19 protein-coding genes are annotated in these 26818 nt (G+C 61.5%); 17 read left to right on the top strand and 2 right to left on the bottom strand.

Annotated features, from left to right (window positions below):
* Positions 1-320: 320 nt before the first annotated feature.
* Together thiI and typA are read left to right on the top strand one after the other, a co-directional pair.
* Positions 321-1775 (top strand): tRNA uracil 4-sulfurtransferase ThiI, encoded by a 1455-nt coding sequence (gene thiI / locus QRN41_RS20995; protein ID WP_034136543.1) that lies wholly within the window; start codon positions 321-323, stop codon positions 1773-1775.
* Positions 1776-1914: 139 nt separating this feature from the next.
* Complete coding sequence (gene typA, locus QRN41_RS21000; RefSeq protein WP_016972267.1) at positions 1915-3735, top strand: translational GTPase TypA; 1821 nt, start codon at positions 1915-1917, stop codon at positions 3733-3735.
* Between the two features lie 193 nt (positions 3736-3928).
* On the opposite strand, the gene QRN41_RS21005 is transcribed toward typA, so the two are convergent.
* Entirely contained in the window at positions 3929-4363 is a 435-nt protein-coding gene (locus QRN41_RS21005; protein ID WP_034095454.1) for a YkgJ family cysteine cluster protein, read from the bottom strand.
* Between the two features lie 236 nt (positions 4364-4599).
* Here QRN41_RS21005 and QRN41_RS21010 point away from each other — a divergent pair, with 236 nt between their 5' ends.
* The 6 genes from QRN41_RS21010 (at position 4600) to QRN41_RS21035 (ending at position 14258) form a co-directional block, all read left to right on the top strand.
* Positions 4600-7050: a glycogen/starch/alpha-glucan phosphorylase gene (locus QRN41_RS21010; protein ID WP_034095455.1), complete on the top strand. Its 2451-nt coding sequence runs from the start codon at positions 4600-4602 to the stop codon at positions 7048-7050.
* Positions 7051-7208: 158 nt separating this feature from the next.
* The gene (locus QRN41_RS21015; RefSeq protein ID WP_285422095.1) at positions 7209-10766 is read left to right on the top strand and encodes a DUF2339 domain-containing protein; all 3558 of its coding nucleotides are present in this window, start codon (positions 7209-7211) and stop codon (positions 10764-10766) included.
* On the top strand, positions 10766-12118 hold the full coding sequence (locus QRN41_RS21020; RefSeq protein ID WP_285422109.1) for a DUF3999 domain-containing protein: 1353 nt from the start codon (positions 10766-10768) through the stop codon (positions 12116-12118). The genes QRN41_RS21015 and QRN41_RS21020 overlap by 1 nt, the downstream gene beginning before the upstream one ends.
* 97 nt (positions 12119-12215) lie before the next feature.
* Positions 12216-13226, top strand: coding sequence for a class 1 fructose-bisphosphatase (locus QRN41_RS21025; RefSeq protein WP_034095457.1), 1011 nt, complete (start codon positions 12216-12218; stop codon positions 13224-13226).
* Between the two features lie 177 nt (positions 13227-13403).
* Positions 13404-13658 (top strand): lipoprotein, encoded by a 255-nt coding sequence (locus tag QRN41_RS21030; RefSeq protein WP_034095458.1) that lies wholly within the window; start codon positions 13404-13406, stop codon positions 13656-13658.
* Positions 13659-13688: 30 nt separating this feature from the next.
* Complete coding sequence (locus QRN41_RS21035) at positions 13689-14258, top strand: lipocalin family protein (RefSeq protein WP_285422096.1); 570 nt, start codon at positions 13689-13691, stop codon at positions 14256-14258.
* Between the two features lie 63 nt (positions 14259-14321).
* On the opposite strand, the gene QRN41_RS21040 is transcribed toward QRN41_RS21035, so the two are convergent.
* The gene (locus tag QRN41_RS21040; protein WP_285422097.1) at positions 14322-15686 is read right to left on the bottom strand and encodes a formimidoylglutamate deiminase; all 1365 of its coding nucleotides are present in this window, start codon (positions 15684-15686) and stop codon (positions 14322-14324) included.
* A 147-nt stretch (positions 15687-15833) separates the two neighbouring features.
* Here QRN41_RS21040 and hutC point away from each other — a divergent pair, with 147 nt between their 5' ends.
* From hutC to hutH (QRN41_RS21085), 9 genes are all read left to right on the top strand, one after another.
* Positions 15834-16544 (top strand): histidine utilization transcriptional repressor HutC, encoded by a 711-nt coding sequence (gene hutC / locus QRN41_RS21045; protein WP_371263978.1) that lies wholly within the window; start codon positions 15834-15836, stop codon positions 16542-16544.
* On the top strand, positions 16541-17101 hold the full coding sequence (locus tag QRN41_RS21050; RefSeq protein ID WP_285422098.1) for a HutD/Ves family protein: 561 nt from the start codon (positions 16541-16543) through the stop codon (positions 17099-17101). The genes hutC and QRN41_RS21050 overlap by 4 nt, the downstream gene beginning before the upstream one ends.
* 342 nt (positions 17102-17443) lie before the next feature.
* The gene (hutU, locus tag QRN41_RS21055; RefSeq protein WP_034111390.1) at positions 17444-19114 is read left to right on the top strand and encodes a urocanate hydratase; all 1671 of its coding nucleotides are present in this window, start codon (positions 17444-17446) and stop codon (positions 19112-19114) included.
* Between the two features lie 80 nt (positions 19115-19194).
* On the top strand, positions 19195-20658 hold the full coding sequence (locus tag QRN41_RS21060) for a purine-cytosine permease family protein (RefSeq protein ID WP_040265738.1): 1464 nt from the start codon (positions 19195-19197) through the stop codon (positions 20656-20658).
* Positions 20659-20726: 68 nt separating this feature from the next.
* Positions 20727-21695, top strand: a complete 969-nt coding sequence (locus QRN41_RS21065; RefSeq protein ID WP_034136549.1) for an ABC transporter substrate-binding protein — start codon at positions 20727-20729, stop codon at positions 21693-21695.
* A 71-nt stretch (positions 21696-21766) separates the two neighbouring features.
* Positions 21767-22618: an ABC transporter permease gene (locus QRN41_RS21070; protein WP_034095466.1), complete on the top strand. Its 852-nt coding sequence runs from the start codon at positions 21767-21769 to the stop codon at positions 22616-22618.
* Positions 22615-23439, top strand: a complete 825-nt coding sequence (locus QRN41_RS21075; protein WP_052202157.1) for a quaternary amine ABC transporter ATP-binding protein — start codon at positions 22615-22617, stop codon at positions 23437-23439. The genes QRN41_RS21070 and QRN41_RS21075 overlap by 4 nt, the downstream gene beginning before the upstream one ends.
* A gap of 290 nt (positions 23440-23729) precedes the next feature.
* Positions 23730-25253 carry a histidine ammonia-lyase gene (gene hutH, locus QRN41_RS21080; RefSeq protein WP_167416730.1) on the top strand — a complete coding sequence of 508 codons (1524 nt, stop codon included), beginning with the start codon at positions 23730-23732 and terminating at the stop codon, positions 25251-25253.
* 25 nt (positions 25254-25278) lie between these two features.
* Positions 25279-26811: a histidine ammonia-lyase gene (gene hutH / locus QRN41_RS21085; RefSeq protein ID WP_094065181.1), complete on the top strand. Its 1533-nt coding sequence runs from the start codon at positions 25279-25281 to the stop codon at positions 26809-26811.
* Positions 26812-26818 lie beyond the last annotated feature (7 nt).

Here is a 26818-nt window from a genome sequence, read left to right on the forward strand (position 1 = left end):
GGCTTCGGGCTGGGGTAGTGGAGTTAGCCCTTAGAATGTGGGTGATGCCGGCGCGGATACTCCGCCATGGCAACCTGCCTCACAAGAGAGCAAATTGCATGCCAGTGCGCCAACATGGGTTTTCTGTTCCAAAAACGCCCCTATAAAGGTGCATTGCGACAAAAGCGCGAAAACAGCGCACCGCAATGTGGCACAGCTCGCATTAAACGCACTGCTTTAGTGCGTGGCGGTTGAAGTGCATATTAACTGGTTAAACCTTGAGCGATTTCCGCTATAATCCGCGCCCCCCTTTTTCGGCAGGCCCTGCGCGCGCTGTTTCCATGAAATTAATCGTTAAAGTCTTCCCCGAGATCACCATCAAAAGCCGACCGGTACGGACGCGTTTCATCCGTCAGTTGGCCAAGAACATCCGTGCCGTGCTCCGCGATCTGGACCCGGCTGTGGTGGTGAACGGCGTGTGGGACAACCTCGAACTGGAAACCCGTGTTACCGACCCCAAAGCCTTGAAGGATATGACCGAGCGCCTGAGCTGCATGCCGGGTATCGCGCATTTTCTGCAGGTGGACGAATACCCGCTCGGCGACTTCGACGACGTCACCGAGAAGTGCAAACGGCACTACGGCAGCTCGCTGGAAGGCAAGATTTTTTCCGTGCGCTGCAAGCGTGCCGGCAAGCATCCCTTCAGCTCGATGGACGTCGAGAAATACGTCGGCAGCAAGCTGCGTCGCGAGTGCGGCGCCGCCGGAATCTCCCTGAAAGCGCCGCAAATTGAAGTGCGCATGGAAATTCGCGACCAACGGTTGTTTGTGATCCACAGCCAGCACAACAGCATCGGCGGCTACCCGCTGGGCGCCCTGGAACAGACCCTGGTATTGATGTCCGGCGGTTTCGATTCCACGGTGGCGGCCTACCAGATCATGCGCCGCGGCCTGATGAGCCACTTCTGCTTCTTTAACCTGGGCGGGCGTGCACATGAATTGGGCGTGATGGAAGTCGCGCACTATATCTGGAAGAAATACGGCAGCTCCCAGCGTGTGCTATTTGTGAGCGTGCCATTCGAGGAAGTGCTGGGAGAAATTCTCGGCAAAGTCGATAACAGTCATATGGGCGTAGTATTGAAGCGTATGATGTTGCGCGCTGCGTCCCGAATTGCCGATCAATTGCAGATCGACGCGTTGGTGACCGGTGAAGCGATTTCCCAGGTGTCCAGCCAGACGCTGCCCAACCTGTCGATCATCGACTGCGTCACCGAGAAACTGGTGTTGCGTCCGCTGATCGCCAGTCACAAGCAGGACATCATCGACCTGGCAGAGCAAATCGGCACCGCCGACTTTGCCAAACATATGCCGGAGTACTGCGGGGTCATTTCGGTGAACCCCAAGACCCACGCCAAGCGTCACCGCGTGGAGCATGAAGAGAAAGAATTCGACATGGCGATTCTGGAGCGTGCGCTCGAGAACGCCAAACTGGTCCCGATCGATCGCGTGATCGACGAGTTGGGCCAGGATGTGCAGATCGAAGAAGTCAGCGAAGCCCTGGCCGGCCAGATCGTCATCGACATCCGTCACCCGGATGCCGCCGAGGACGAGCCGCTGGAGATTCCTGGCATCGACGTACAAACGCTGCCGTTCTATGCATTGAACGCGCGTTTCAAGGAACTGGATAACAGCCGTCAGTACCTGTTGTATTGCGACAAAGGCGTCATGAGTCGCCTGCATGCTCACCATTTGCTCAGTGAGGGGCATGCCAATGTGCGCGTTTATCGACCGAGCTAAGAGCCCGGGGCTGTTTGCCTGTGGCCTGCGTCACCGGCCCCCCGACTCTGCCGTCAAGCTGTAACGGCAAGGCCTGACTCTACTGTTAATCGCTGCCACGACCTGACAGCACACCGAATCCTCTGATCGAGATACACAAGTGATCGAAAATCTACGTAACATCGCCATCATTGCTCACGTTGACCATGGTAAGACCACCCTGGTAGACAAACTCCTGCGTCAATCCGGCACCCTGGAGCGCAACGAGCTCAACGACGAGCGCGTGATGGACTCCAACGACCAGGAAAAAGAGCGCGGTATTACCATCCTGGCGAAAAACACCGCCATCAACTGGAACGGCTACCACATCAACATCGTGGACACCCCGGGCCACGCCGACTTCGGCGGCGAAGTAGAACGCGTAATGTCGATGGTCGACTCCGTGCTGCTGCTGGTTGACGCTCAAGACGGCCCTATGCCGCAAACCCGTTTCGTGACCAAGAAGGCGTTCGAAGCCGGCCTGCGTCCGATCGTGTGCATCAACAAGGTTGACCGTCCAGGCGCGCGTCCGGACTGGGTTCTGGACCAGATCTTCGACCTGTTCGACAACCTGGGTGCCACCGAAGAACAGCTGGACTTCAAAGTCGTCTACGCCTCGGCCCTGAACGGTATTGCCGGTCTGGACCACAACGACATGGCCGAAGACATGACCCCGCTGTACCAGTCGATCGTCGACAACGTACCAGCTCCGGCTGTTGACCGTGACGGCGCGTTCCAGATGCAGATCTCCGCACTGGACTACAACAGCTTCCTGGGTGTTATCGGCGTTGGCCGTATCGCTCGTGGTCGCGTCAAGCCGAACACCCCGGTTGTGGCTATCGGCGCCGACGGCAAGAAGCGCAACGGTCGTATCCTGAAGCTGATGGGTCACCACGGCCTGCACCGCATCGACGTCGAAGAAGCTGCAGCCGGCGACATCGTGTGCATCAGCGGTATGGACTCGCTGTTCATCTCCGACACCCTGTGCCACCCGGACACCGTAGAAGCGATGAAGCCGTTGACCGTCGACGAGCCAACCGTTTCCATGACCTTCCAGGTAAACGACTCGCCGTTCTGCGGTAAAGAAGGCAAGTTCGTGACCTCCCGTAACATCAAGGAGCGTCTGGACAAAGAGCTGCTGTACAACGTTGCACTGCGCGTTGAAGAAGGCGACTCGGCCGACAAGTTCAAGGTCTCCGGCCGTGGTGAGCTGCACCTCTCGGTACTGATCGAAACCATGCGTCGCGAAGGTTTCGAAATGGGTGTTGGTCGTCCGGAAGTGATCATCCGTCAGGTTGACGGCGTGAAGCAGGAACCGTTCGAAAACGTCACCATCGACACCCCTGAAGAATCCCAGGGCAAGGTCATGGAAGAGATGGGCCTGCGTAAGGGCGACCTGACCAACATGGTGCCGGATGGCAAAGGCCGTGTTCGTCTGGAGTACAACATCCCTGCTCGCGGTCTGATCGGTTTCCGTAACCAGTTCCTTACCCTGACCAACGGTGCTGGCATCCTGACCTCGATCTTCGATCGCTACGACACCATGAAGTCCGGCGACATGTCCGGCCGTCAGAACGGTGTTCTGGTTTCGGTTGAAACCGGCAAGGCGCTGACCTACTCCCTGGAAACCCTCCAGGCACGCGGCAAGCTGTTCGTTGAACACGGTCAAGAGATCTACAACGGTCAGATCGTTGGTCTGAACAGCCGTGACAACGACATGGGCGTCAACCCAACCAAAGGTAAGAAGCTCGACAACATGCGTGCTTCGGGTAAAGACGAAACCATCGCCCTGGTTCCACCTGTTCGCTTCACCCTGGAACAGGCCCTGGAATTCATCCAGGACGACGAGCTGTGCGAAGTCACGCCGAAGTCGATCCGCCTGCGTAAGAAGATCCTGGACGAAGGCGAGCGTACCCGCGCTGCCAAGAAAGCCAAGAACTGAGTTAACTCAGGCTGAATGAAAAACGCCCCCGGTCGAAAAGCCGGGGGCGTTTTTTTATGCCTGCAGATTTTGGGGTGGCTGTTCTAGCCTCATCGGGGGCAAGCCCCCTCCCACATTTTGATCTGTGAACACATTCAAAGGTGGGAGGGGGCTTGCCCCCGATAGGGCCCTCAAGCCCCCCACAAAACCCGGATCAGAACTTATCGAGGGTCTTGAAGTTAGTCTCGCGCACCACTTCCTTGGGCTTATACGCGCAATACCCCGGCCGCGGCCCGATCTTCGGGTGGTTGCGGCAAGTGTCCGGGCGTTTGTCATAAATAGTGCAGAAGCGGGTTTTACGATCCAGGTACAGGCAGTCGTTGTTGCTCATGCGCTGCAGGGTAAAAATCTCGGATTTATTGTTGTAGCGCTCGACGATGCCTTCCTTCTGCAACCGCTTGGCGATGTTCTTCGGCGGGTCGCCGCGTTCGAACTCATCGACGATACCAATGCGGATCAGGTCCTTGATCTTCACCTCAACCGGCAGCGTGCAGCAGCTGGACACGCAGCCGCCGCACATATGGCTGGAGTATTTCTGCCAGGTTTCGAGACGGTCGAGTTCCGCGGCGGCGATCAGTTGAGGCTTCATCAGGGTTCCAGGGTGGGGCGGTATCAGGGCGCGCGATCATACCGGGATTGGTGCTTTTTTGAACAATATTTTGCGGTTTTCGGCTAAAAGGCGGCGCGGCGCAGGATCGGGCACGGCCCCTGCATCTAATTCCGGTAACGGTGAATGAGTTAAAAAACTGCCGAACCAGAGCCTCTGCCGTCTGTCAGACCGACTAGGCTCTAGCAACTCCTTCAATCTCGCCCGAGGTCACACCGATGTCTCAGGAACCGCTTGCACGAGAAGCAGAGGTAGCCGCGTTTCGCGATGCTGTCTTGACCAAACTCACCTATGCGGTGGGCAAGGACCCCGATCATGCCTTCGACCACGACTGGTTCGAAGCCATTGCTCTGGCCGCCCGCGACCAAATGGTCGACCACTGGATGGATCACACCCGACGCATCTACCGTAAAGGCCAGAAGCGGGTGTACTACCTCTCCCTTGAATTCCTTATTGGCCGCCTGCTCTACGACAGCCTGAGCAACCTGGGCGTGCTGGAAATCGCCCGCGATGCGCTGGCCGAGCTGGGCGTCGACCTGGAGCGCATTCGTCTGCTGGAGCCCGACGCGGCCCTCGGCAACGGGGGCCTCGGCCGTCTGGCGGCGTGTTTTATGGAAAGCATGTCGACCTTGGGCATTGCCGGCCACGGTTATGGCATCCGCTATGAACACGGCCTGTTCCGCCAGGCCGTTGTCGACGGCTGGCAGCAAGAGCAGACCGAACGCTGGCTGGATTTCGGCAACCCCTGGGAATTCGAACGGGCTGAAGTGATTTACCCGATCGGTTTTGGCGGCAGCGTCGAAACATTGGCGGATGCCTCCGGCAAGATGATCCAGGTCTGGTCGCCCAACGAAACCGTACGCGCCGTGGCCTATGACACGCCGGTGGTCGGCTGGCGCGGCGCCAGCGTCAACACCCTGCGCCTGTGGCGTGCCCGCGCGGTGGAAGACTTGCACTTGGAGCGCTTCAACGCCGGTGACCACTTGGGTGCGGTGGCTGAAGTGGCCCGTGCCGAGAGCATCTCCCGCGTGCTGTACCCGGCCGACAGCACCGAAGCGGGGCAGGAACTGCGCCTGCGTCAGGAGTACTTCTTTGTTTCGGCCTCGCTGCAAGACCTGCTGCGTCGCCACAAGAACATGCACGGTTCGGTCTTGAGCCTGGGCGAACACGCCGCCATCCAGCTCAACGACACCCACCCGTCCATCGCCGTGGCGGAGTTGATGCGTCAGTTGGTCGACCTGCACGATATTCCGTGGGAAGCCGCGTGGGACGTGACCGTCGAAACCCTGTCCTACACCAACCACACATTGCTGCCCGAGGCCCTGGAAACCTGGCCTGTAGGCTTGATGGAACGCATGCTGCCCCGGCATATGCAGATCATCTACCTGATCAACGCCCAGCATATCGACTCGCTGCGCGCCAAGGGCATCCACGATTTCGACGTGTTGCGCGCCGTATCGTTGATCGAAGAAGACAACGGCCGCCGCGTGCGCATGGGCAACCTGGCGTTCCTCGGGTCCCATAGCGTCAACGGCGTGTCCGGCCTGCACACCCAACTGATGCGCAGCACGGTGTTCTCCGAACTGCACAAGCTGTACCCGGAACGTATCAACAATAAAACCAACGGCATCACCTTCCGCCGCTGGCTGTATCAGGCCAACCCCCAGCTCACCCAGATGCTGGTGGACGCGTTGGGTCCTGACATCCTCGACAACATGGAGACGCGCCTGGGCGAGCTGGAAACCTTCGCCGAGAAACAGGCGTTCCGCAAATCCTTCGCCGAGCAGCGTCTGCACAGCAAGCGTGCCCTGGCCGAGATCATCCACGAGCGCCTGGGCATTTCGGTAAACCCGGCGGCGATGTTCGACGTGCAGGTCAAGCGCATCCACGAATACAAACGCCAGTTGCTTAACCTGCTGCACACCGTGGCGCTGTACCAGGCGATCCGTGCCGAGCCGGAAACCGACTGGGTGCCGCGCGTGAAGATCTTCGCCGGCAAGGCTGCGGCGAGTTATCACCAGGCCAAGTTGATCATCAAGTTGACCAACGACATCGCCCGCACCGTCAACAACGACCCGACCGTGCGCGGCCTGCTCAAAGTGGTGTTTTTGCCCAACTACAACGTCAGCCTGGCCGAGAGCATCATCCCGGCGGCGGATTTGTCGGAGCAGATCTCCACGGCAGGCTTCGAAGCCTCGGGCACCAGCAACATGAAGTTCGGTCTCAACGGCGCGTTGACCATCGGCACCATGGACGGCGCCAACGTGGAAATGCACGAGCGCGTGGGCGCCGACCACATGTTTATCTTCGGCCTCAGCGCCCAGCAGGTGGAAGCACGCAAACACGCCGGTGAATTCCACGCCGGGCCGGACATCGCCGCGTCCCATCGCCTCAACGATGTGCTGCAAGCGATCCGAGGCGGGGTGTTCTCGCCTGACGATCCGGGCCGCTATGTGGGCTTGATCGACGGACTGATCGATTACGACCGCTTCCTGGTGTGCGCCGACTTCGATTCTTATTGGGAGGCCCAGGCCCGGGTCGAAGCGCATTGGCACGATTCCAAGGCATGGTGGCGTTCGGCGGTGCTCAATACCGCACGAATGGGGTGGTTCTCGTCGGACCGGACCATCCGCGAATACGCCACCGAGATCTGGAAAGCGCTCGACTAAACAGCGCAATTTGAAAGTGTGGGAGGGGGCTTACCCCCGATGGCAGTGTGTCAGTTTGCAGATCTGTGGACTGGTACACCGCTATTGGGGGTAAGCCCCCTGCCACATTGGTTGCGCGTCGATATACTGAGCGCCGGTTTGCTTAGGGAATATCGTTCATGCAATGGATTTTCATGCTGATAGGGCTGGTGCTCGGCTGGACGCTCGATGAGTCGTTCTATGATGCGGGCATCGGTGCGCTGTTGGGGTTGGGCATTGGCCAGGCGATCCGCCTGTCGATGCTGTCGTCCCAGGCGGACCAACAGGCTCGTCAGCTGGAGGCCGCGCAAAAAGCCCTGAGCGCCGTCGAGCAGCGTCTGGCGCAGTTGGAAAGACCCGCGCGACAACCTGATCCCACACCTGCGCCGCCGGTATTTGTCGAAACGCCTGTGGCCGAAGCTCCCCAAGCCGCACCGCCACCCAAGGCAGTCGAACTGGTTTGGGAATTACCGCCTGAACTGGCCCCGGTGGCCGTCACCAAGCAAGCCAGCCAGCCGTTGCCCGCCGACGTGTGGGCACCGGCCCCTACACCTGCGCCTGCACCGCTCCCCAAAGAACCGGTCGTACCCCGTGGCCCCACCCTGATCGAGCGCGCCCTCGGCGGCGCGCGGAATTGGCTGTTTGGCGGCAATACCGTGCTGCGCGTCGGGGTGGTGCTGTTGTTTCTCGGCCTGGCGTTTCTGCTGCGCTATGCCACCGAAGGCATGGTGGTGCCGATCGAAGTGCGTTACGCCGGTGTGGCGGCGGCGGCCATCGGCCTGCTGGGTTTGGGCTGGTGGTTGCGACTGCGCAACAGCAACTATGGGTTGATGCTGCAAGGCACCGGGATTGCGGTGCTGTACCTCACGGTGTTCGCCGCGATGCGCCTGCATCCGCTGATCGATCCGAGTGCGGCGCTGGGTCTGTTGGTGGCGGTGACGGTGTTCTCGGCGATCCTGGCGATTACCCAGGACGCGCTGGGGTTGGCCTGCGCAGCGGCGCTTGGCGGGTTCGCCGCGCCGATTCTGACCTCTACCGGTTCAGGCAACCATGTGGCGTTGTTCAGTTATTTTGCCTTGCTCAACACTGGCATCCTCGCCATCGCCTGGTTCAAGGCCTGGCGCTTGCTCAACCTGATCGGTTTTGTCGGCACCTTCGGCATTGGCTTTGCCTGGGGCTTGCGTTCCTACACCCCGGAATTGCTGTGGAGCACCGAACCGTTTCTGGTGTTGTTCTTCCTGATGTACCTGGCCATCGGCCTGTTGTTTGCGCGCCGCAAATTGCTGCAGATGCGCGACGCGCCGCAAGACGATAGCCGTGGCGCACTGTTGCGCTGGTCGGCGGCCAAAGGTGATTACGTCGATGGCAGTATGCTGTTCGGCCCGCCGCTGGTGGGCTTTGGCTTGCAATTCGCGTTGGTGCAGCACTTGGAATTCGCGGCGGCGTTCAGCGCGTTGGGCCTGGGCATCATCTATATGGGCTTGGCCCGAGTGCTCAGCGGCGGGCGCGCCTTGCTGCTGGCGGAAACCTGTCTGGCCCTCGGTGTGATTTTCGCCAGCCTGGCTATTCCACTGGGGCTGGACGCACGCTGGACCGCTGCCGCCTGGGCCGTGGAAGGCGCCGGGATCTTCTGGCTGGGCTTGCGCCAGCAGCGGCCATTGGCGCGAGCATTTGGCCTACTGCTGCAATTGGGTTCGGCGCTGGCGTTCCTCAGCGAATTGCAGCTGGGCGAGCGTACCTTGCTGCAAGGCGCGCCACTGGGCGCACTGCTGCTGGGCGTGGCGTTGCTGTTCAGCTTCGACCAATTGCGCAAAGCCTCGGCCGAGCAGGCCGCAGAATGGGAGCGCAAGGGCCTGCCGCTACTGGCGAGCCTCGGTTTGAGCTGTGTGTACCTGCTGGCACCGTTGTTGTTGCTGACCCAGGGCACCGCGATCAGTTGGGCCATTGCCGGCCTGGCGACCCTGTTTATCGGCCTGCGCATCGGCTCGCGGACTTTCCTGTTTACTGCGTTCGCCGTGCAATTGCTGGGCGGCGCACTGTTCCTGCTGCGCCTGCGAAGCGGTGAAGGCGCTGCGGTGTTCGACGCCGGTTGGAGCGGTTTGCTGACCGCATCATTGATCGGCCTGGCCTTGATCGGCGGCATGTTGCTGGCGGTACGTGACGATACGGTGCGCGGCGATGTGCGGTTGTTGCGTGGGTTGTCGGTGGTGCTGCTCGCCGGCCTGGTATTGATCAACCTCGCGGTGCTGTTTGTGCTGCCTTGGGCCAGCGCCAGCGGCGTGTGGGCGGTCAGTGGTCTGTTGATCATCTGGCTGAGCCTGTACCTGCAACAACGCGTGAGTTTTGTGTTTGGGTTGTTGCTGCAACTGATCGGTGGCGGTTCGTTCCTGCTGTCGGTGCCGGCGCTGCTCGGGCCGTTGTCCGGTGAAGATCTGCGGCCCTTGGCCCACAGCGGCTTCTGGACCCCGATGGTGCTGGGCCTGGCCGCGCTGGTCGGCGCTTGGCGGCTGCAACGTCAACCCCATGCGCCGTTGTTTGCTGCGCTGAAGCTGCAACGTCTGTCCGACCTGTTGCTGGTGTGGGGCGCGGCCTGGTGGACCCTGGCGGTGAGCGGCGAGGTGCTGCGGTTTATTCCCGACGAACTGCAGGGCGCATTCTGGCTGGGAATCGCGGCGCTCAGCGTGGCGATCTGGAGTGTCTGTGCAACGCGCCTGCGCTGGGCTTCCCTGGGCATGCTATGCACCCTGCTGATGCCGGCGGCGGGCATGGTGCTGCTGGTGTCCGCCCATACCTATTACCACCCAGCGGCGCATTACGGCTGGCTGGCTTGGCTGGCGGTGTTTGCCGTGCATTTCCTCTCGCTGCGGCGGTTGGCGCCAGTGGTGCCGGGCAAGGTGCTGAGCGTCGCCCATGTGCTGGGCTGCTGGATGCTGATCGGCGTGCTGGCCTTGGAGCTGCGTTACGGCCTGTTGAGTCTATCCAGCGAATACAACGCCTGGCGTTGGCTGGGTTGGGCGATTCTGCCGAGCCTGTACCTGGTGCTGGCCGCCACGCCGCGCCAATGGCCCTGGCCGGTGGCGGCGTATCCACGGGAATATCGTGTGCTGGCCGCGCTGCCGTTGGCGGTGCTGATGCTCGGTTGGTTCTGGCTGGCCAACACGTTCAGCGACGGCACGGCCGAGCCGCTGCCCTATATACCGTTGCTCAACCCGTTGGACTTGGGCCTGCTGTTCGCCTTGTTGGGTGTGTACCTGTTGTCGCGTAGTGTGGCGCCCCAGCGTGGGCCGCGGGCGCAGTTGATCGCACAGGGTGTGGCGGGGCTGTCGCTGTTTGCGTTCTTCACCGCGCTGGTGATGCGCACTGCACACCATTGGGGCGGCGTGCCGTTTCATCTGGATGCGCTGCTGGCGTCGATGCTGGTGCAGGCCAGCCTGTCGATCGTGTGGACGCTGATCGCCCTCGGCCTGATGATCGGCGGCCATCTGCGTCACCGTCGCGACGTGTGGCTGATCGGCGCGGCGCTGATTGCAGTGGTGGTCGCCAAGCTGTTCTTTGTCGAATTGAGCAACCGTGGCGGCCTGGCGCGGATCGTGTCGTTTATCGGTGTGGGCGGGTTGTTGCTGGTGGTGGGTTATTTCGCGCCGCTGCCGCCCAAGCGTGCCGAACCTGTGTTGGAAACGGAAGGAGCAAGCTCTTGATCGGTAAGTTGAGTGTGGCCTTGGCCGGCGTGTGTGTGGCTCTGTGTGTGGGGGCCCAGGAGGGCCCGGCTGATTTCACTACGCAGGTGCCGCTGGCCGTCAGCGGCAACGGCCCCTGGTATCGCCTGGAATTGCCCTTGGCCGTGCAACTGAACGCGCGCCAGGCCGATCTTAGCGACGTGCGCGTGTTCAACGCCGCTGGTGAGCCCCAGGCGTATGCGTTGTCGCGCCAGGCCGCCTCAAGCACGGAAAGCCGCTCGGTTACCGACGTGAAGTGGTTCCCGCTGTACGCGGCCGACACCCGCGAAACCTTGCCCGGCGTGGTGATGAAAACCACCACCGAAGGCACCCTGGTGGAAATCAAACCGTCCTCGGTCGCCAAGCCCGGTACGCAGGTGTTGCGTGGCTGGGTGCTGGATGCCAGTGCGATCAAGGCGCCGTTGCAGCAGTTGAACCTCGACTGGAGCCGTGAGCAGGAAGGCTTCCAGCGCTTCACTATCGAAGCCAGCGATGATTTGCAGCACTGGGAATCCTGGGGCGATGGGCAAGTGGCGCGATTGTCGTTCGCCGACGAGCGGGTCGAGCAGCATGATGTCAGCCTGCCCGGGCAATCGGCGCGTTACCTGCGCCTGCTGTGGCAGGGCCAGGCCGCGCCACTGCTGACTTCGGCCAAGCTGGTGAGCGCCACCCGCAGCAGCCTGCCGCAGCCGTTGGTGTGGTCGCCGCCGCTGGCGGGCACGCGGCTGGGGGCCGGTGAATACAGTTGGCAACTGCCCACGGGCCTGAGTGCCGAGCGTGTGCGCATCGAATTGTCGCAGCCCAACACCCTGGCGCCGGTGAGTGTGTCGGGGCGCCGTGACAACAAGCAGACCTGGCAACCACTGAGTTCGGGCCTGCTGTACCGCCTGACCCAGAATGGCCAGGACGTGGTGCAGGATGAGTTGGCATTGCCGGGCCAGGTGCTGAACCAGATCCGCTTGCAGGTCGACGAACGCGGCGGCGGCCTGGGCGCCGAAGCGCCGGCCTTGCGCTTTGCGGTGCGCGCCACGCAAGTGGTGTTCCTGGCGCGGGGCGAACCGCCGTTCACCCTGGCGTTGGGCAATGCCACGGTAAAGGCGGCGAACTTGCCGTTGTCCACGCTGATTCCTGACTACAGCGCCGAGCGTCTCAAGTCCCTGGGGCAAGCCAAGGTGGTGGGGGCGGCAGTGGTCAAGACGCCCGCCGTCACCGTGGCGCCAGAGGAGGGCCGCGACTGGAAGAAACTCGGTTTGTGGGCCGTGCTGCTGCTGGGCGTGGCGGCGCTGGGGGCCATGGCCTACAGTTTGTTGCGCAAACCGCAGGGCCAGCCGTGAACTCTATTGGGGTTAAATCCTCTGATGAGAGGAAATTAGCCCCGACTCGCGCTAAACTGCGCGGGTTTTTAAGCCCCCCCATTCATCGGAGCCTTCCATGTCCCGCGTTACCTTGAGTCGCTATTTGATCGAGCAGACCCGCAGCAACAACACGCCTGCCGATCTGCGCTTCCTTATCGAAGTGGTGGCGCGTGCTTGCAAGGAAATCAGCCACGCCGTGTCCAAAGGCGCACTGGGCGGTGTCCTGGGCAGCATGGGCACCGAAAACGTGCAGGGCGAAGTGCAGAAGAAACTCGACGTGCTGTCCAACGAGATTCTGCTTGAAGCCAACGAATGGGGCGGTCACCTGGCCGGCATGGCGTCCGAAGAAATGGACAATGCCTACCAGATTCCCGGCAAATACCCGAAAGGCGCCTACCTGCTGGTGTTCGACCCTCTGGACGGCTCGTCCAACATCGACATCAACGCGCCGGTTGGCACCATCTTCTCGGTGCTGCGTTGCCCGAACGAATACCTGAGCCAGAACGAAGCGCTGAACGAAAAAGCCTTCCTGCAGCCAGGCACCGAGCAGGTTGCCGCCGGTTACGCGATCTACGGCCCCCAGACCATGCTGGTACTGACCCTGGGCGATGGCGTCAAAGGCTTCACCCTGGACCGCGAAATGGGCAGCTTCGTGTTGACCCACGAGGACATCTCGATCCCTGCGTCCACCCAGGAATTTGCGATCAACATGTCCAACCAGCGCCACTGGGAAGCCCCGGTACAGCGCTACGTCAGCGAGTTGATGGAAGGCGAAGAAGGCCCGTTGAAGAAGAACTTCAACATGCGCTGGGTCGCGGCGATGGTGGCCGACGTGCACCGTATCCTCACCCGTGGCGGTCTGTTCATGTACCCACGCGACAGCCGCGAGCCGTCCAAGCCGGGCAAACTGCGCCTGATGTACGAAGCCAACCCGATGTCGTTCCTGGTCGAGCAGGCGGGCGGTGCGTCTACCGACGGCCACCAGCGCATTCTCGACATCCAACCCGAGGGCCTGCACCAGCGTGTGGCGGTGTTCCTGGGTTCGAAGGAAGAGGTTGAGCGCGTAACGGCCTACCACAAGCAGTAACCTGCTGCGACCGGTAACCGGTGTGGTTGTGAGCCGGTTCACCCTTAAAGAAGCCCCGAAACGTTTCAGCGTTTTCGGGGCTTTTTTTGTTTTCGTCCGTCGGGAACCAGACACCTCTTTTCCCTTCTAAGCTTCTGGCAGATACCCAAGCCGCTTCGCCCCTCCAGGAGTTTCCCCATGTCGTTACGCCGTCTCGCCCTGCTGACTTTTTGTGTTGTGTTGGCCGCTTGCAGCAAGGTCAACCAAGAGAACTACGCAAAGCTGTCGGCCGGGATGCCAAAGGCCGAGGTGGAGTCGCTATTGGGTAAGCCAACGGATTGTTCCGGCGCACTGGGCATGTCCAGCTGCACCTGGGGCGATAAAAACAGCTTTATCAGCGTTCAATATGCCGGTGACAAGGTTCTGATGTTTTCCGGGCAAGGCCTGAAGTAAACCGGGGCGAGAGCCTACGGGAGAAGAAGAATGATGCGTTTTGTTTTGTTTCTTTGTGCCAGCCTGTTTTTGGCGGGCTGCGCCAGTCATTCTGGCGATGATCTGCAACCCAAGACCGCGAGCAGCGTCAACCTGCATCGCTACCAGGGCACCTGGTATGAGCTGGCTCGCTTGCCGATGTACTTCCAGCGCAACTGCGCACAATCCGAAGCCCGCTACACCTTGCTGCCTGATGGCGACATGTCGGTGTTCAACCGTTGCCTGACCAACGATTGGAAGTGGGAAGAAGCCCGAGGCACGGCCACGCCGCAAGTGCCGGGCAAGACCGATAAGCTTTGGGTCGAATTCAATAACTGGTTCACCGCGCTATTACCGGGCGTCGCCAAGGGCGATTACTGGGTGTTGTACGTCAGCGATGACTACAAGACCGCCATCGTCGGCAGCCCAAGCCGTCGCTATATGTGGATTCTCTCGCGCACGCCGACGGTGAATGCCGACACCCGCGAAGACCTGCTGAGCAGGGCGCGTCAGCAAGGGTATGACACCACCCGATTGATCTGGCGTACGCCGGACAAGCAGATGGCCAAGAGTTCGCAGTAACCCTGGATCGCTACAAAATGTGGGAGGGGTAAGCCCTCTCCCACATTGGTTATGGGCTACCGGTTAGCCCAACAAATCCTTCAGGACTTGCGTGAATGCACGGCGGCTATCTTCCTCCCCGGCATGCCGCCCATCGCGCACCACCCACTGGCCGTTGACCAGCACATCGCGCACCTGGCGATCACCGCCGGCAAATAACCAGCGATTGAGAATGCCATCCTCTGTGGCGGTTGCCAGGTACGGATCATTGCCGTCCAGCACGATCCAGTCCGCGCGTTTACCCACTTCCAACCGGCCTATCGGCTGTCCCAGCGCCTGGGCGCCACCGTCCAGTGCCGCATCGAATAAAGTGCGTCCAACCATCGGCTGATCGCTGCGATACAAGCGGTTGCGTCGCTGATCGCGTAGACGCTGGCCGTATTCCAGCCAACGCAGCTCTTCGACCACACTCAACGACACATGGCTGTCGGAGCCAATCCCCAGGCGCCCGCCCTGTGCAAGAAAATCCACCGCCGGGAAAATCCCATCGCCCAGGTTCGCTTCGGTGGTCAGGCACAGGCCGGCAATCGCGCGGCTCTTGGCCATGCGTGTAACTTCATCCGCGTCGGCGTGAGTGGCGTGCACCAGGCACCAGCGCTCATCAACTTCAACATGGTCATACAGCCATTGCAGCGGGCGCTTGCCGCTCCAGGCCAGGCAGTCGTCGACTTCCTTTTGTTGCTCGGCGATGTGGATATGCACCGGGCATGCCTTGTCGCTGGCGGCCAGAACTTCATTGATCTGTTGTGGCGTGACGGCGCGCAAGGAGTGCAAGCACAAGCCCAAATGCTGCGCCGGTTGTGCCGTCAGGATCGGTTGCAGTCGCGCTTGCAGATCCAGGTAGTTTTCCGTGCTGTTGATAAAGCGCCGCTGCCCGTCATTCGGCGCCTGGCCGCCAAACCCGGAATGGCTGTAGAGCACCGGAAGCAGCGTCAAGCCGATGCCGCTGGCGGCGGCCGCCTGGCTGATTTGTCGCGACAATTCCGTGGGGTCGGCATAGGGCTGGCCCTGGGTGTCGTGATGCACGTAGTGAAATTCGGCGACTGAGGTGTAACCCGCTTTGAGCATTTCGATATACAGCTGACGTGCGATCACCTGGAGTTGCTCCGGGTTGATCCTGCCGACCATTCGGTACATCAGGTCGCGCCAGGTCCAGAAACTGTCGTTCGGGTTGCCGGCCACTTCCGCCAGGCCCGCCATGGCGCGTTGGAACGCGTGGGAATGCAGGTTGGGCATACCCGCCAACACCGGGCCTCTTAGCCGTTCGGCATGGTCTGCACTGGCATTGGACTCAACATGGGTCAACAGGCCGTCGGCGCTGACCTCAAGACGTACATTGTTGGCCCATCCACTAGGCAGCAGCGCGCGTTCGGCGAAGAAAGCGGACATGATTAGAGCACTCCGGTCGTGTGTTTATTTGTATATACATATACAGACGTTTGCCTGCTCGGTAAACTCCGGCAATCTATGCATCTTTTCCTACTGCAAGGATCCCCCGTGCCGACTCCGCCCGCCAACTCTTCGCTGGCTGCCCACATGGACGAAAGTCCGGCGCCCTTGTATGCCCGCGTCAAACACATGATCAGCCAGCAAATCCTCAACGGTAACTGGCCGCCTCATTATCGCGTGCCATCGGAAAGCGAGCTGGTGAGCCAATTGGGCTTCAGCCGCATGACCATCAACCGCGCCCTGCGCGAGCTGACCGCCGAAGGTCTGTTGGTGCGCATGCAGGGCGTCGGCACCTTCGTGGCCGAGCCGAAAAGCCAGTCGGCGCTGTTCGAAGTGCACAACATCGCCGATGAAATCGCCTCCCGTGGCCACCGGCATACCTGCCAAGTCATTACCCTGGGCGAGGAAGCTGCCGGTTCCGAGCGCGCCGTCGCCCTGGAAATGCGCGAAGGCGGGCGGGTCTTTCATTCGTTGATCGTGCATTACGAAAACGACATTCCCGTGCAAATCGAAGACCGTTTCGTCAACGCCCTGGTCGCACCGCAATACCTGCAACAGGATTTCACCCTGCAAACCCCCTACGCGTACCTCAACCAGGTAGCGCCGCTGACCGAAGGCGAGCATGTGGTGGAAGCCATTCTTGCCGACGCTTCTGAATGCCAGCTGCTGCAGATTGAACCCAGCGAACCGTGCCTGTTGATTCGTCGTCGCACTTGGTCAGGCCGCCAACCGGTGACCGCCGCACGCTTGATCCACCCCGGTTCCCGTCACAGCCTGGAAGGACGTTTCAGCAAATGAGAGCAGTAAAAGTCTGGCGCGCCACCGAATACGTGCGCATGCCGTGGAAGAACGGCGGCGGCAGCACCGAAGAAATCGCCCGCGATGCTGGCGAGGGCCTGGAAGGCTTCGGCTGGCGCCTGTCGATTGCCGATATCGGCGAGTCGGGTGGGTTTTCCACCTTTGCCGGTTACCAGCGTGTGATCACCGTGATCAAAGGCGCAGGCATGGTGCTGACAGTGGATGGTGAGGAGCAGCGCGGGTTGTTACCGTTGCAACCGTTCGCCTTCAAGGGCGACAGCCAGGTTTCATGCCGCTTGATTACCGGGCCGATCCGCGACTTCAACCTGATCTACTCGCCCCAGCGTTACCATGCACGGTTGCAGTGGGTGGATGGTGTGCAGCACTTCTTCAGTACTGCGCAAACCGTGCTGGTGTTCAGTGTTGCGGATGAAGTGAAGGTGCTGGACCAGGTGTTGGGCCATCACGACTGCCTGCAAGTGGACGGTAACAGCGGCCTGCTGGATATTTCCGTCACGGGTCGCTGTTGCATCATCGAACTGACCCCGCGCGGTTAAACATGTGGGAGGGGGCAAGCCCCTCCCATATTTGTTTCTCAATGTTCTTGCGATCTGTTTCCAGGCCTCGCACCAATTTGTTACCGAACGCCCCAGCGTGGCGCAAAACCCCGCTGTCTTGCCTCACCTCCCTCGCAATAAAACGTCGTCGTAAGAAATTTCATCATGCCTTGAAGCCTTAATTTCCAAGGCTCTCACGCGCTTTCAAAAAATAACCAAACACCTCGCTCGGAAAGTTGGCCGCTTGATTGCATATGCTTGTATGTACAAGTAAAGATGTGTGCGTAAGACCCTGCCTTGCACCATCCCTGTTCGCGCATCGATCGCCGAGGAGTTTGAGTTGTGACCAAGCCTACAAAATACCGTGACGTTGAAATCCGCGCCGCCCGCGGTAACAAGCTCACCGCCAAAAGCTGGCTGACCGAAGCGCCGCTGCGCATGCTGATGAACAACCTCGACCCGCAAGTGGCCGAGAACCCGAAAGAGCTGGTGGTGTACGGCGGTATCGGCCGTGCCGCGCGCAACTGGGAGTGCTACGACCAGATCGTCGAGAGCCTTACCCACCTGAACGACGACGAGACCCTGCTGGTGCAATCCGGCAAGCCGGTCGGCGTGTTCAAGACCCACAGCAACGCCCCGCGCGTGCTGATCGCCAACTCCAACCTGGTACCGCACTGGGCCAGTTGGGAACACTTCAATGAGCTGGATGCCAAGGGCCTGGCCATGTACGGCCAGATGACCGCCGGCAGCTGGATCTATATCGGCAGCCAGGGCATCGTCCAGGGCACGTACGAAACCTTCGTCGAGGCCGGTCGCCAGCACTACGACAGCAATCTCAAAGGCCGTTGGGTGCTCACCGCCGGTCTCGGCGGCATGGGCGGCGCGCAGCCGCTGGCCGCGACCCTGGCCGGTGCTTGCTCGCTGAACATCGAGTGCCAGCAGGTCAGTATCGATTTCCGCCTGAATAGCCGTTACGTCGACGAGCAAGCCACCGACCTCGACGACGCGCTGGCGCGCATCGCCAAGTACACCCAGGAAGGCAAGGCCATCTCCATCGCGCTGCTGGGTAACGCAGCGGAAATCCTGCCGGAACTGGTCAAGCGCGGCGTGCGCCCGGACATGGTCACCGACCAGACCAGCGCCCACGACCCGCTCAATGGCTACTTGCCTGCCGGCTGGACCTGGGACGAATACCGCGCCCGCGCCAAGACCGAACCCGCCGCCGTGATCAAAGCCGCCAAGCAGTCGATGGCCGTGCACGTCAAAGCCATGCTGGAATTCCAGAAGCAAGGCATCCCGACCTTCGACTACGGCAACAACATCCGTCAGATGGCCCAGGAAGAGGGCGTCGAAAACGCGTTCGACTTCCCAGGTTTCGTACCGGCCTACATCCGCCCGCTGTTCTGCCGTGGCATTGGCCCATTCCGCTGGGCGGCGCTGTCGGGCGACCCGCAGGACATCTACAAAACCGACGCCAAAGTCAAAGAGCTGATCCCCGACGACGCGCACCTGCACAACTGGCTGGACATGGCCCGCGAGCGCATCAGTTTCCAGGGCCTGCCGGCGCGTATCTGCTGGGTTGGCCTGGGCCAGCGTGCCAAGCTCGGCCTGGCATTCAACGAAATGGTGCGCAGCGGTGAGTTGTCGGCACCGGTGGTGATCGGTCGCGACCACCTGGACTCCGGCTCGGTGGCCAGCCCGAACCGTGAAACCGAATCCATGCAGGACGGCTCCGACGCCGTGTCTGACTGGCCGCTGCTCAACGCCTTGCTCAACACCGCCAGCGGCGCCACCTGGGTTTCGCTGCACCACGGCGGCGGCGTCGGCATGGGCTTCTCCCAGCATTCGGGCATGGTGATCGTCTGCGACGGCACCGATGAAGCGGCCGAGCGCATCGCCCGCGTGCTGCATAACGACCCGGCCACCGGGGTGATGCGCCACGCGGACGCCGGTTACCAGATTGCTATCGATTGCGCCAAAGAGCAGGGCCTCAATCTTCCGATGATCAAGTAACCCAATGTGGGAGGGGCCAAGTCCTCTCCCACCGTTGATCGGCAGCGAACCCAAGACAATCCATCAGAGGTTGAAAGTAAATGGCTGACACGCGTGCAACCACCCCGTTGATCGAAAAGCGTTCGATCGATTACATCCCGGAAGCGGAAAGACACGGTCGTCTCTTGAGCCAGTTCACCTTGTGGATGGGCGCCAACCTGCAGATCACCGCCATCGTCACCGGGGCCCTGGCCGTGGTGTTGGGCGGCGATGTGTTCTGGTCGTTGATCGGTCTGTTGGTCGGCCAACTGCTGGGCGGTGGCGTGATGGCGTTGCACGCGGCGCAAGGCCCCAAGCTGGGGCTGCCGCAGATGATCTCCAGCCGGGTGCAGTTCGGGGTCTACGGTGCGGCCATTCCGATCGTGCTGGTGTGCCTGATGTACCTGGGCTTCACCGCCACCGGCACGGTGCTGTCCGGGCAGGCGCTGGGCCAGCTGTTCGGGGTCAGCGACAGCGTCGGCATTCTGATCTTCGCCAGCGTCATTGTGCTGGTCACGGTGCTCGGCTACCGCGTGATCCACTTTATCGGGCGCGTGGCCAGTGTCATGGGGGTGATCGCCTTCGTGTACCTGTTCAGCCGTTTGATGAGCCAGACCGACGTGGGCGCGCTTCTGCAGATTCGCCACTTCAGCTGGAGCAGCTTCTTGCTCGCGGTGTCCCTGGCCGCGTCCTGGCAGATCGCGTTCGGCCCATACGTGGCGGACTATTCGCGCTACTTGCCAAGCCGAACGTCGTCGGTGAAGACCTTCTTTGCCGCCGGTGCCGGTTCGGTGATCGGCGCCCAGGTGGCAATGGTTCTGGGCGTGTTCGCTGCTGCGTCGGCCAACGGTCAGTTCGCCGGCCATGAAGTGGCCTATATCGTCGGCCTGAGCGGCACCGGCGCCACGGCGGCGCTGCTGTACTTCAGCATCGCGTTCGGCAAGGTGACCATCTCCACCTTGAACTCCTACGGCAGCTTTATGTGCATCGCCACCATCATCAGCGGCTTTCGCGGCCACCTGCGGGTTACGCACTGGCAGCGCCTGGCCTTTGTGCTGGCGATTGTCGGCGCGGCGACCTTGATCGCCTTGCTCGGCCAGCACTCGTTCCTGGGGGCGTTCAAGTCATTCATCCTGTTCCTGCTGGCGTTCTTCACGCCCTGGAGCGCAGTGAATCTGGTGGACTACTACTGCATCACCCGTGAGCGCTATGACGTGCCGGCCTTGGCGGACCCGAATGGCCGTTACGGTCGCTGGAACCTGTTGGGGATCAGCGTCTATGTGTTCGGTGTGTTGGTGCAACTGCCGTTTATCTCCACCAAGTTCTACACCGGCCCGCTGGTGGATGTGCTCGGTGGCGTGGATATTTCTTGGATCATCGGCCTGGTCGTGCCGGGCGCGCTGTACTACCTGTGCGCGAAAAAATGGCACGCCGCCGTGCCCGATCACCTGATTCTGCCGCCTGAGCAGAGCAGCGTTGTACAACCTAAAACAAGCGGGACCGGTCGCGCTGCGGCGCAGGCCTGACTGGACGTGGACAGGGCTGGATGCCTCTTGACTGCCGTAAGCCCATTCATGATTAGGAGCGTCACACAATGAAATCGAACAAGACCCTGCTGACCACCGTGATTTCCCTGGGCCTGCTGGCCAGCGCCGGCGCCACCCAGGCGGCCGGTTGGTGCGAGTCCGGCAAACCGGTGAAATTCGCCGGCCTGAACTGGGAAAGCGGCATGTTGCTAACCGATATCCTGCAAACCGTGCTGGAAAAAGGCTACGACTGCAAAACCGATAGCCTGCCGGGTAACTCCATCACCATGGAAAATGCCCTGAGCAGCAACGATATCCAGGTGTTCGCCGAAGAGTGGGTCGGCCGCAGCGAAGTGTGGAACAAGGCCGAAAAGGCCGGCAAAGTGGTTGGCGTCGGTGCTCCGGTGGTGGGGGCTGTCGAAGGCTGGTACGTGCCGCGCTATGTGGTCGAAGGCGACGCCAAACGCAAGCTGGAAGCCAAGGCACCGGGCCTGAAAAACATCGCTGACCTGGGCCAGTACGCCGCCGTGTTCAAGGACCCGGAAGAACCGTCCAAAGGCCGTTTCTACAACTGCCCGGCCGGTTGGACCTGCGAGCTGGACAACAGCGAAATGCTCAAGAGCTACGGCCTGGAAAGTTCCTACACCAACTTCCGCCCAGGCACCGGCCCGGCGTTGGACGCGGCAGTGCTGTCGAGCTACAAGCGCGGCGAGCCGATCCTGTTCTACTACTGGTCGCCGACGCCGCTGATGGGCCAGGTCGACCTGGTGAAACTGGAAGAAAAACCCGGTGTGGATAAGAGCGTGAGTATCAAGGTGGGCCTGTCCAAGACCTTCCACGAGCAAGCGCCGGAACTGGTGGCCGTGCTGGAAAAGGTCAACCTGCCGATCGACCTGCTGAACCAGAACCTGGGCCGCATGGCCAAGGAGCGCATCGAGTCGCCGAAACTGGCGAAAATCTTCCTCAAGGAACACCCTGAAGTCTGGCACGCCTGGGTGAGCGACGAGGCTGCCAAGAAAATCGACGCGGCCTTGTAGGTCGAGCGTGCCCGGCTACCCTGAGAGGCAGCCGGGCGCCTGGCCACACCCCACTGGATCGAGAGCACGCTATGTTTCCTGAGAGTTTTACCTTTTCCATCGCCGACTGGGTCAACGGTTGGGTGGATTCACTGGTCACCAATTACGGCGATGTGTTCCGGCACATCTCCGACACCCTGCTATGGGCCATCGTCAACCTGGAGGGCCTGCTACGCGCCGCGCCCTGGTGGTTGATGCTGGCCATTGTCGGCGCCGTTGCCTGGCACGCCACCCGTAAAGTGCTGACCACGGCGGTGATCGTTGGGTTGTTGTTCCTGGTAGGCGCCGTCGGCCTATGGGACAAACTGATGCAGACCCTGGCGCTGATGCTGGTCGCTACGGTGATCTCGGTGTTGATCGGCATCCCGCTGGGCATCTTGTCGGCACGTAGCAATCGCCTGCGTTCGGTGCTGATGCCGTTGCTGGACATCATGCAAACCATGCCCAGCTTCGTGTACCTGATCCCGGTGCTGATGCTGTTCGGCCTGGGCAAAGTACCGGCGATTTTCGCCACGGTGATCTACGCCGCGCCGCCGCTGATTCGCCTGACGGACCTGGGCATTCGCCAGGTCGACGGCGAAGTCATGGAAGCCATCAACGCCTTCGGCGCCAACCGCTGGCAGCAACTGTTCGGCGTGCAACTGCCGCTGGCGCTGCCGAGCATCATGGCTGGTATCAACCAGACCACCATGATGGCGTTGTCGATGGTGGTGATCGCCTCGATGATCGGCGCCCGTGGCCTGGGTGAAGATGTATTGGTCGGCATCCAGACCCTCAACGTCGGCCGTGGCCTCGAAGCCGGGTTGGCAATCGTGATTCTCGCAGTGGTCATCGACCGCATCACCCAGGCCTACGGTCGTCCACGGCATGAGGCGAGCAAATGACTACTGTCAGCAAAATCGAAGTAAAAAACGTCTTCAAGATTTTCGGCAATCGCGCCAAGGACGCGCTCTCGCTGATCGGCCAGGGCAAGACCAAGGACCAGGTACTGGCCGAGACCGGCTGCGTGGTCGGCGTCAACGACCTGTCCCTGAGCATCGGCACCGGCGAAATTTTTGTGATCATGGGCCTGTCCGGTTCGGGCAAGTCGACCCTGGTGCGCCACTTCAACCGCCTGATCGACCCCACCAGCGGCGCGATCCTGGTGGACGGCGAAGACATCCTGCAACTGGACATGGAAGCCCTGCGCCAATTCCGTCGCCACAAGATCAGCATGGTGTTCCAGAGCTTCGGCCTGCTGCCTCACAAAAACGTGCTCGACAACGTCGCCTACGGCCTCAAGGTGCGCGGTGAAAGCAAGCAGGTGTGCGCCGAGCGCGCGCTGCACTGGATCGACACCGTGGGCCTGAAGGGCTACGAAAACAAATACCCGCACCAGCTCTCCGGCGGCATGCGCCAACGGGTGGGCCTGGCCCGTGCCCTAGCGGCCGACACTGACATAATCCTGATGGACGAAGCCTTCAGCGCCCTCGACCCGCTGATCCGCGCCGAGATGCAGGACCAGTTGCTGGAGCTGCAGAAGACCCTGCACAAGACCATCGTGTTTATCACCCACGACCTCGACGAAGCCGTGCGCATCGGCAACCGCATCGCGATTCTCAAGGACGGCAAGCTGATCCAGGTCGGCACCCCGCGCGAGATCCTGCATTCGCCGGCGGATGAGTATGTAGATAGGTTCGTTCAGCGGCGGGCGGCGGTGGTCTGACCCAGATCCTGTGGTGAGGCTGCTGGCCTTATCGGGGGCAAGCCCCCTCCCACATTTGATCGGGTTCACACTGCCCCAACTTGGGAGGGGGCTTGCCCCGATGAGGCCGGAGCAAGCTCCCTCCCACATTTGATCGGGTTCACACTGTCCCAACTTGGGAGGGGGCTTGCCCCGATGAGGCCGGAGCAAGCTCCCTCCCACATTTGATCGGGTTCACACTGCCCCAATGTGGGAGGGGGCTTGCCCCCGATGAGGCCGGCAAAGCTGTAGAGAATATGAAGAGGTCAACAATGTCCCAGGCACCAAAAATCACCATCGGCGACACGCCATTGCGCTGGCAGGACGTGGTCGCCGTGGCCCGCCATGGCGCGGTCCTCGAACTGTCGACCCAGGCCTGGGCGCGGATCGATAACGCCCAGGCCATCGTGCAGCGCATCGTCAGCAGCGGTGAGCGCGCCTACGGCGTGAACACCGGGCTGGGGGCGCTGTGCAATGTATCGCTGCAAGGCGAGCAACTCAGCCAATTGTCGCGCAATACCTTGCTTAGCCATGCCTGCGGCGTCGGCCCGGTGCTGAGCGACGAACAGACCCGCGCGATCATCTGCGCGGCCCTCGTCAACTACAGCCACGGCCATTCCGGCCTGCACCCTCAAGTGGTGCGGGCACTGCTGGCGCTACTCAACCATGGCATCACCCCGCAAGTGCCGTCCCAGGGTTCGGTGGGTTACCTGACCCACATGGCCCACGTCGGCGTGGCGTTGCTGGGTGTCGGCAATGTGAGCTATCGCGGCGGCATTGTCTCGGCGCAGCAAGCCTTGCAGGCCGAAGGCTTGCAGCCCGTTGAGCTTGGCGCCAAGGACGGTCTGTGCCTGGTCAACGGCACGCCATGCATGACCGGCCTGAGCTGCCTGGCCCTGGCCGATGCCGATCATCTGCTGCAGTGGGCCGACGTGATCGGCGCCATGAGCTTCGAGGCCCAGCGCGGTCAGCTCGACGCGTTCGACGCAAACATTATCGCCCTCAAGCCCCACCCCGGCATGCAGTTGGTGGGCGCCAACCTGCGCGCGTTGCTCGACGGCAGCGAGGTGATCGCCGCCAGCCAGGGCATACGCACCCAAGATGCCCTGAGCTTGCGCTCGATCCCGCAAATCCATGGCGCGACGCGTGACCAGGTGGCGCACGCCACCCAGCAGATCGAGACTGAACTCAACAGCGTCACCGATAACCCACTGGTGCTCGGCACGCCGGACAACTACCGCGTGGTGTCCCAGGCCAACCCTCACGGGCAGTCGGTCGCGCTGGCGGCGGATATGCTCGCCATCGCCATGGCCGAAATAGGCTCGGTGGCCGAGCGCCGCCTGGATCGCTTGATCAACCCCCATGTCAGTGGCCTGCCGGCGTTTCTGGTAAGCAACCCCGGGGTCAACTCCGGCATGATGATCGTGCAGTACGTCGCCGCGTCGTTGTGTGGGCAGAATCGCCAACTGGCGCAGCCGGCGGCGCTCGACAATTTCGTCACCTCGGGCCTGCAGGAAGACCACCTCAGCATGGGCACCAATGCCGCGCTCAAGCTGCACCAGGTGTTGGCCAACGTGACTCAGATCCTCGCCATCGAGTACTTACTGGCGGCCCAGGCTTTTGAATTTCTAAAAACGCAACGCTTCGGCGCCGGCACCGAGCGTGCCTGGCGTTTACTGCGCGAACAGATCCCGCCCTACGAGCAGGACCGCTGGCTGGCGCCGGACATCGCGACCGCCGCCGCACTGCTCAAGGACAGCGCTTTGCTGCATCAAGCATTTCCCCATTTGCACTGAACAATAATTCCAAAGGAGCATCACTGTGACTGCGCTAAATCTGATTCCAGGCCAACTTAGCCTTGCCCAACTGCGGGCCATCTATCAGCAGCCGGTAACCCTCAGCCTGGATGCCAGCGCATCGGCGCAGATCGACGCCAGCGTGGCCTGTGTCGAGCAGATCCTCGCCGAAAACCGCACCGCCTACGGCATCAACACCGGCTTCGGCCTGCTGGCCTCCACGCGCATCGCCAGCGAAGACCTGGAAAACCTTCAACGCTCCCTGGTGTTGTCCCACGCCGCCGGTGTCGGCGAGCCGATCAGCGACGCACTGGTGCGATTGGTGATGGTGCTCAAGGTCAACAGCCTCAGCCGTGGTTTCTCCGGCATCCGTCGCGTGGTGATCGATGCACTGATCGCGCTGATCAACGCCGAGGTCTACCCGCATATTCCGTTGAAAGGTTCCGTCGGCGCCTCCGGTGACTTGGCGCCCCTGGCCCACATGTCCCTGGTGCTGCTCGGCGAAGGCAAGGCGCGCTACAAAGGCGAATGGCTTGAAGCAAAAGACGCGCTCAAGGTCGCTGGCCTTGCGCCGCTGACCCTGGCGGCGAAGGAAGGCCTGGCGCTGCTTAACGGCACCCAGGTGTCTACCGCCTATGCTTTGCGCGGCCTGTTCGAAGGTGAAGACCTGTTCGCCGGTGCCTTGGCGTGCGGCGGTCTGACCGTGGAAGCGGTGCTGGGCTCGCGCTCGCCGTTCGATGCGCGCATCCATGCGGCTCGCGGTCAGCGTGGGCAGATCGATGCGGCGGCGGCTTACCGTGATCTGCTGGGCGAAAGCAGCCAGGTGTCGCAGTCGCACCAGAACTGCGACAAGGTGCAGGATCCGTATTCCCTGCGTTGCCAGCCACAAGTCATGGGCGCTTGCTTGACCCAGTTGCGCCAGGCTGCCGAGGTGCTGGTGGTGGAAGCCAACGCCGTATCGGATAACCCACTGGTCTTTGCCGCCGAGGGTGATGTGATCTCCGGCGGTAACTTCCATGCCGAACCGGTGGCCATGGCCGCCGACAACATGGCGCTGGCCATCGCCGAAATCGGTTCGCTCAGTGAGCGACGCATCTCGCTGATGATGGACAAGCACATGTCCCAGTTGCCGCCGTTCCTGGTGGGCAATGGCGGGGTCAACTCCGGTTTCATGATCGCCCAGGTCACCGCCGCCGCATTGGCCAGCGAGAACAAAGCGCTGGCCCATCCCCATAGCGTCGACAGCCTACCGACCTCGGCCAACCAGGAAGACCACGTGTCGATGGCTCCGGCGGCCGGCAAGCGTCTGTGGGAAATGGCCGAAAACACCCGTGGCATCCTTGCCGTGGAATGGCTGGCGGCGTGCCAGGGCCTGGACCTGCGCGAAGGCTTGAAAACCTCCCCCAAGCTGGAAAAGGCCCGGGGCATCCTCCGCAGCCAAGTGGCGTTTTACGACAAGGACCGCTTCTTCGCCCCGGACATCCTCGCCGCTAGCGAACTGCTCGCCAGCCGCTGTCTGAATGAGCTGGTCCCGGCCCAGTTGCTGCCGAGCCTGTAACCCAAGG

The organism is Pseudomonas sp. efr-133-TYG-23, from assembly GCF_030209215.1.
GTDB classification, from domain to species: Bacteria; Pseudomonadota; Gammaproteobacteria; order Pseudomonadales; family Pseudomonadaceae; genus Aquipseudomonas; species Aquipseudomonas rhodesiae.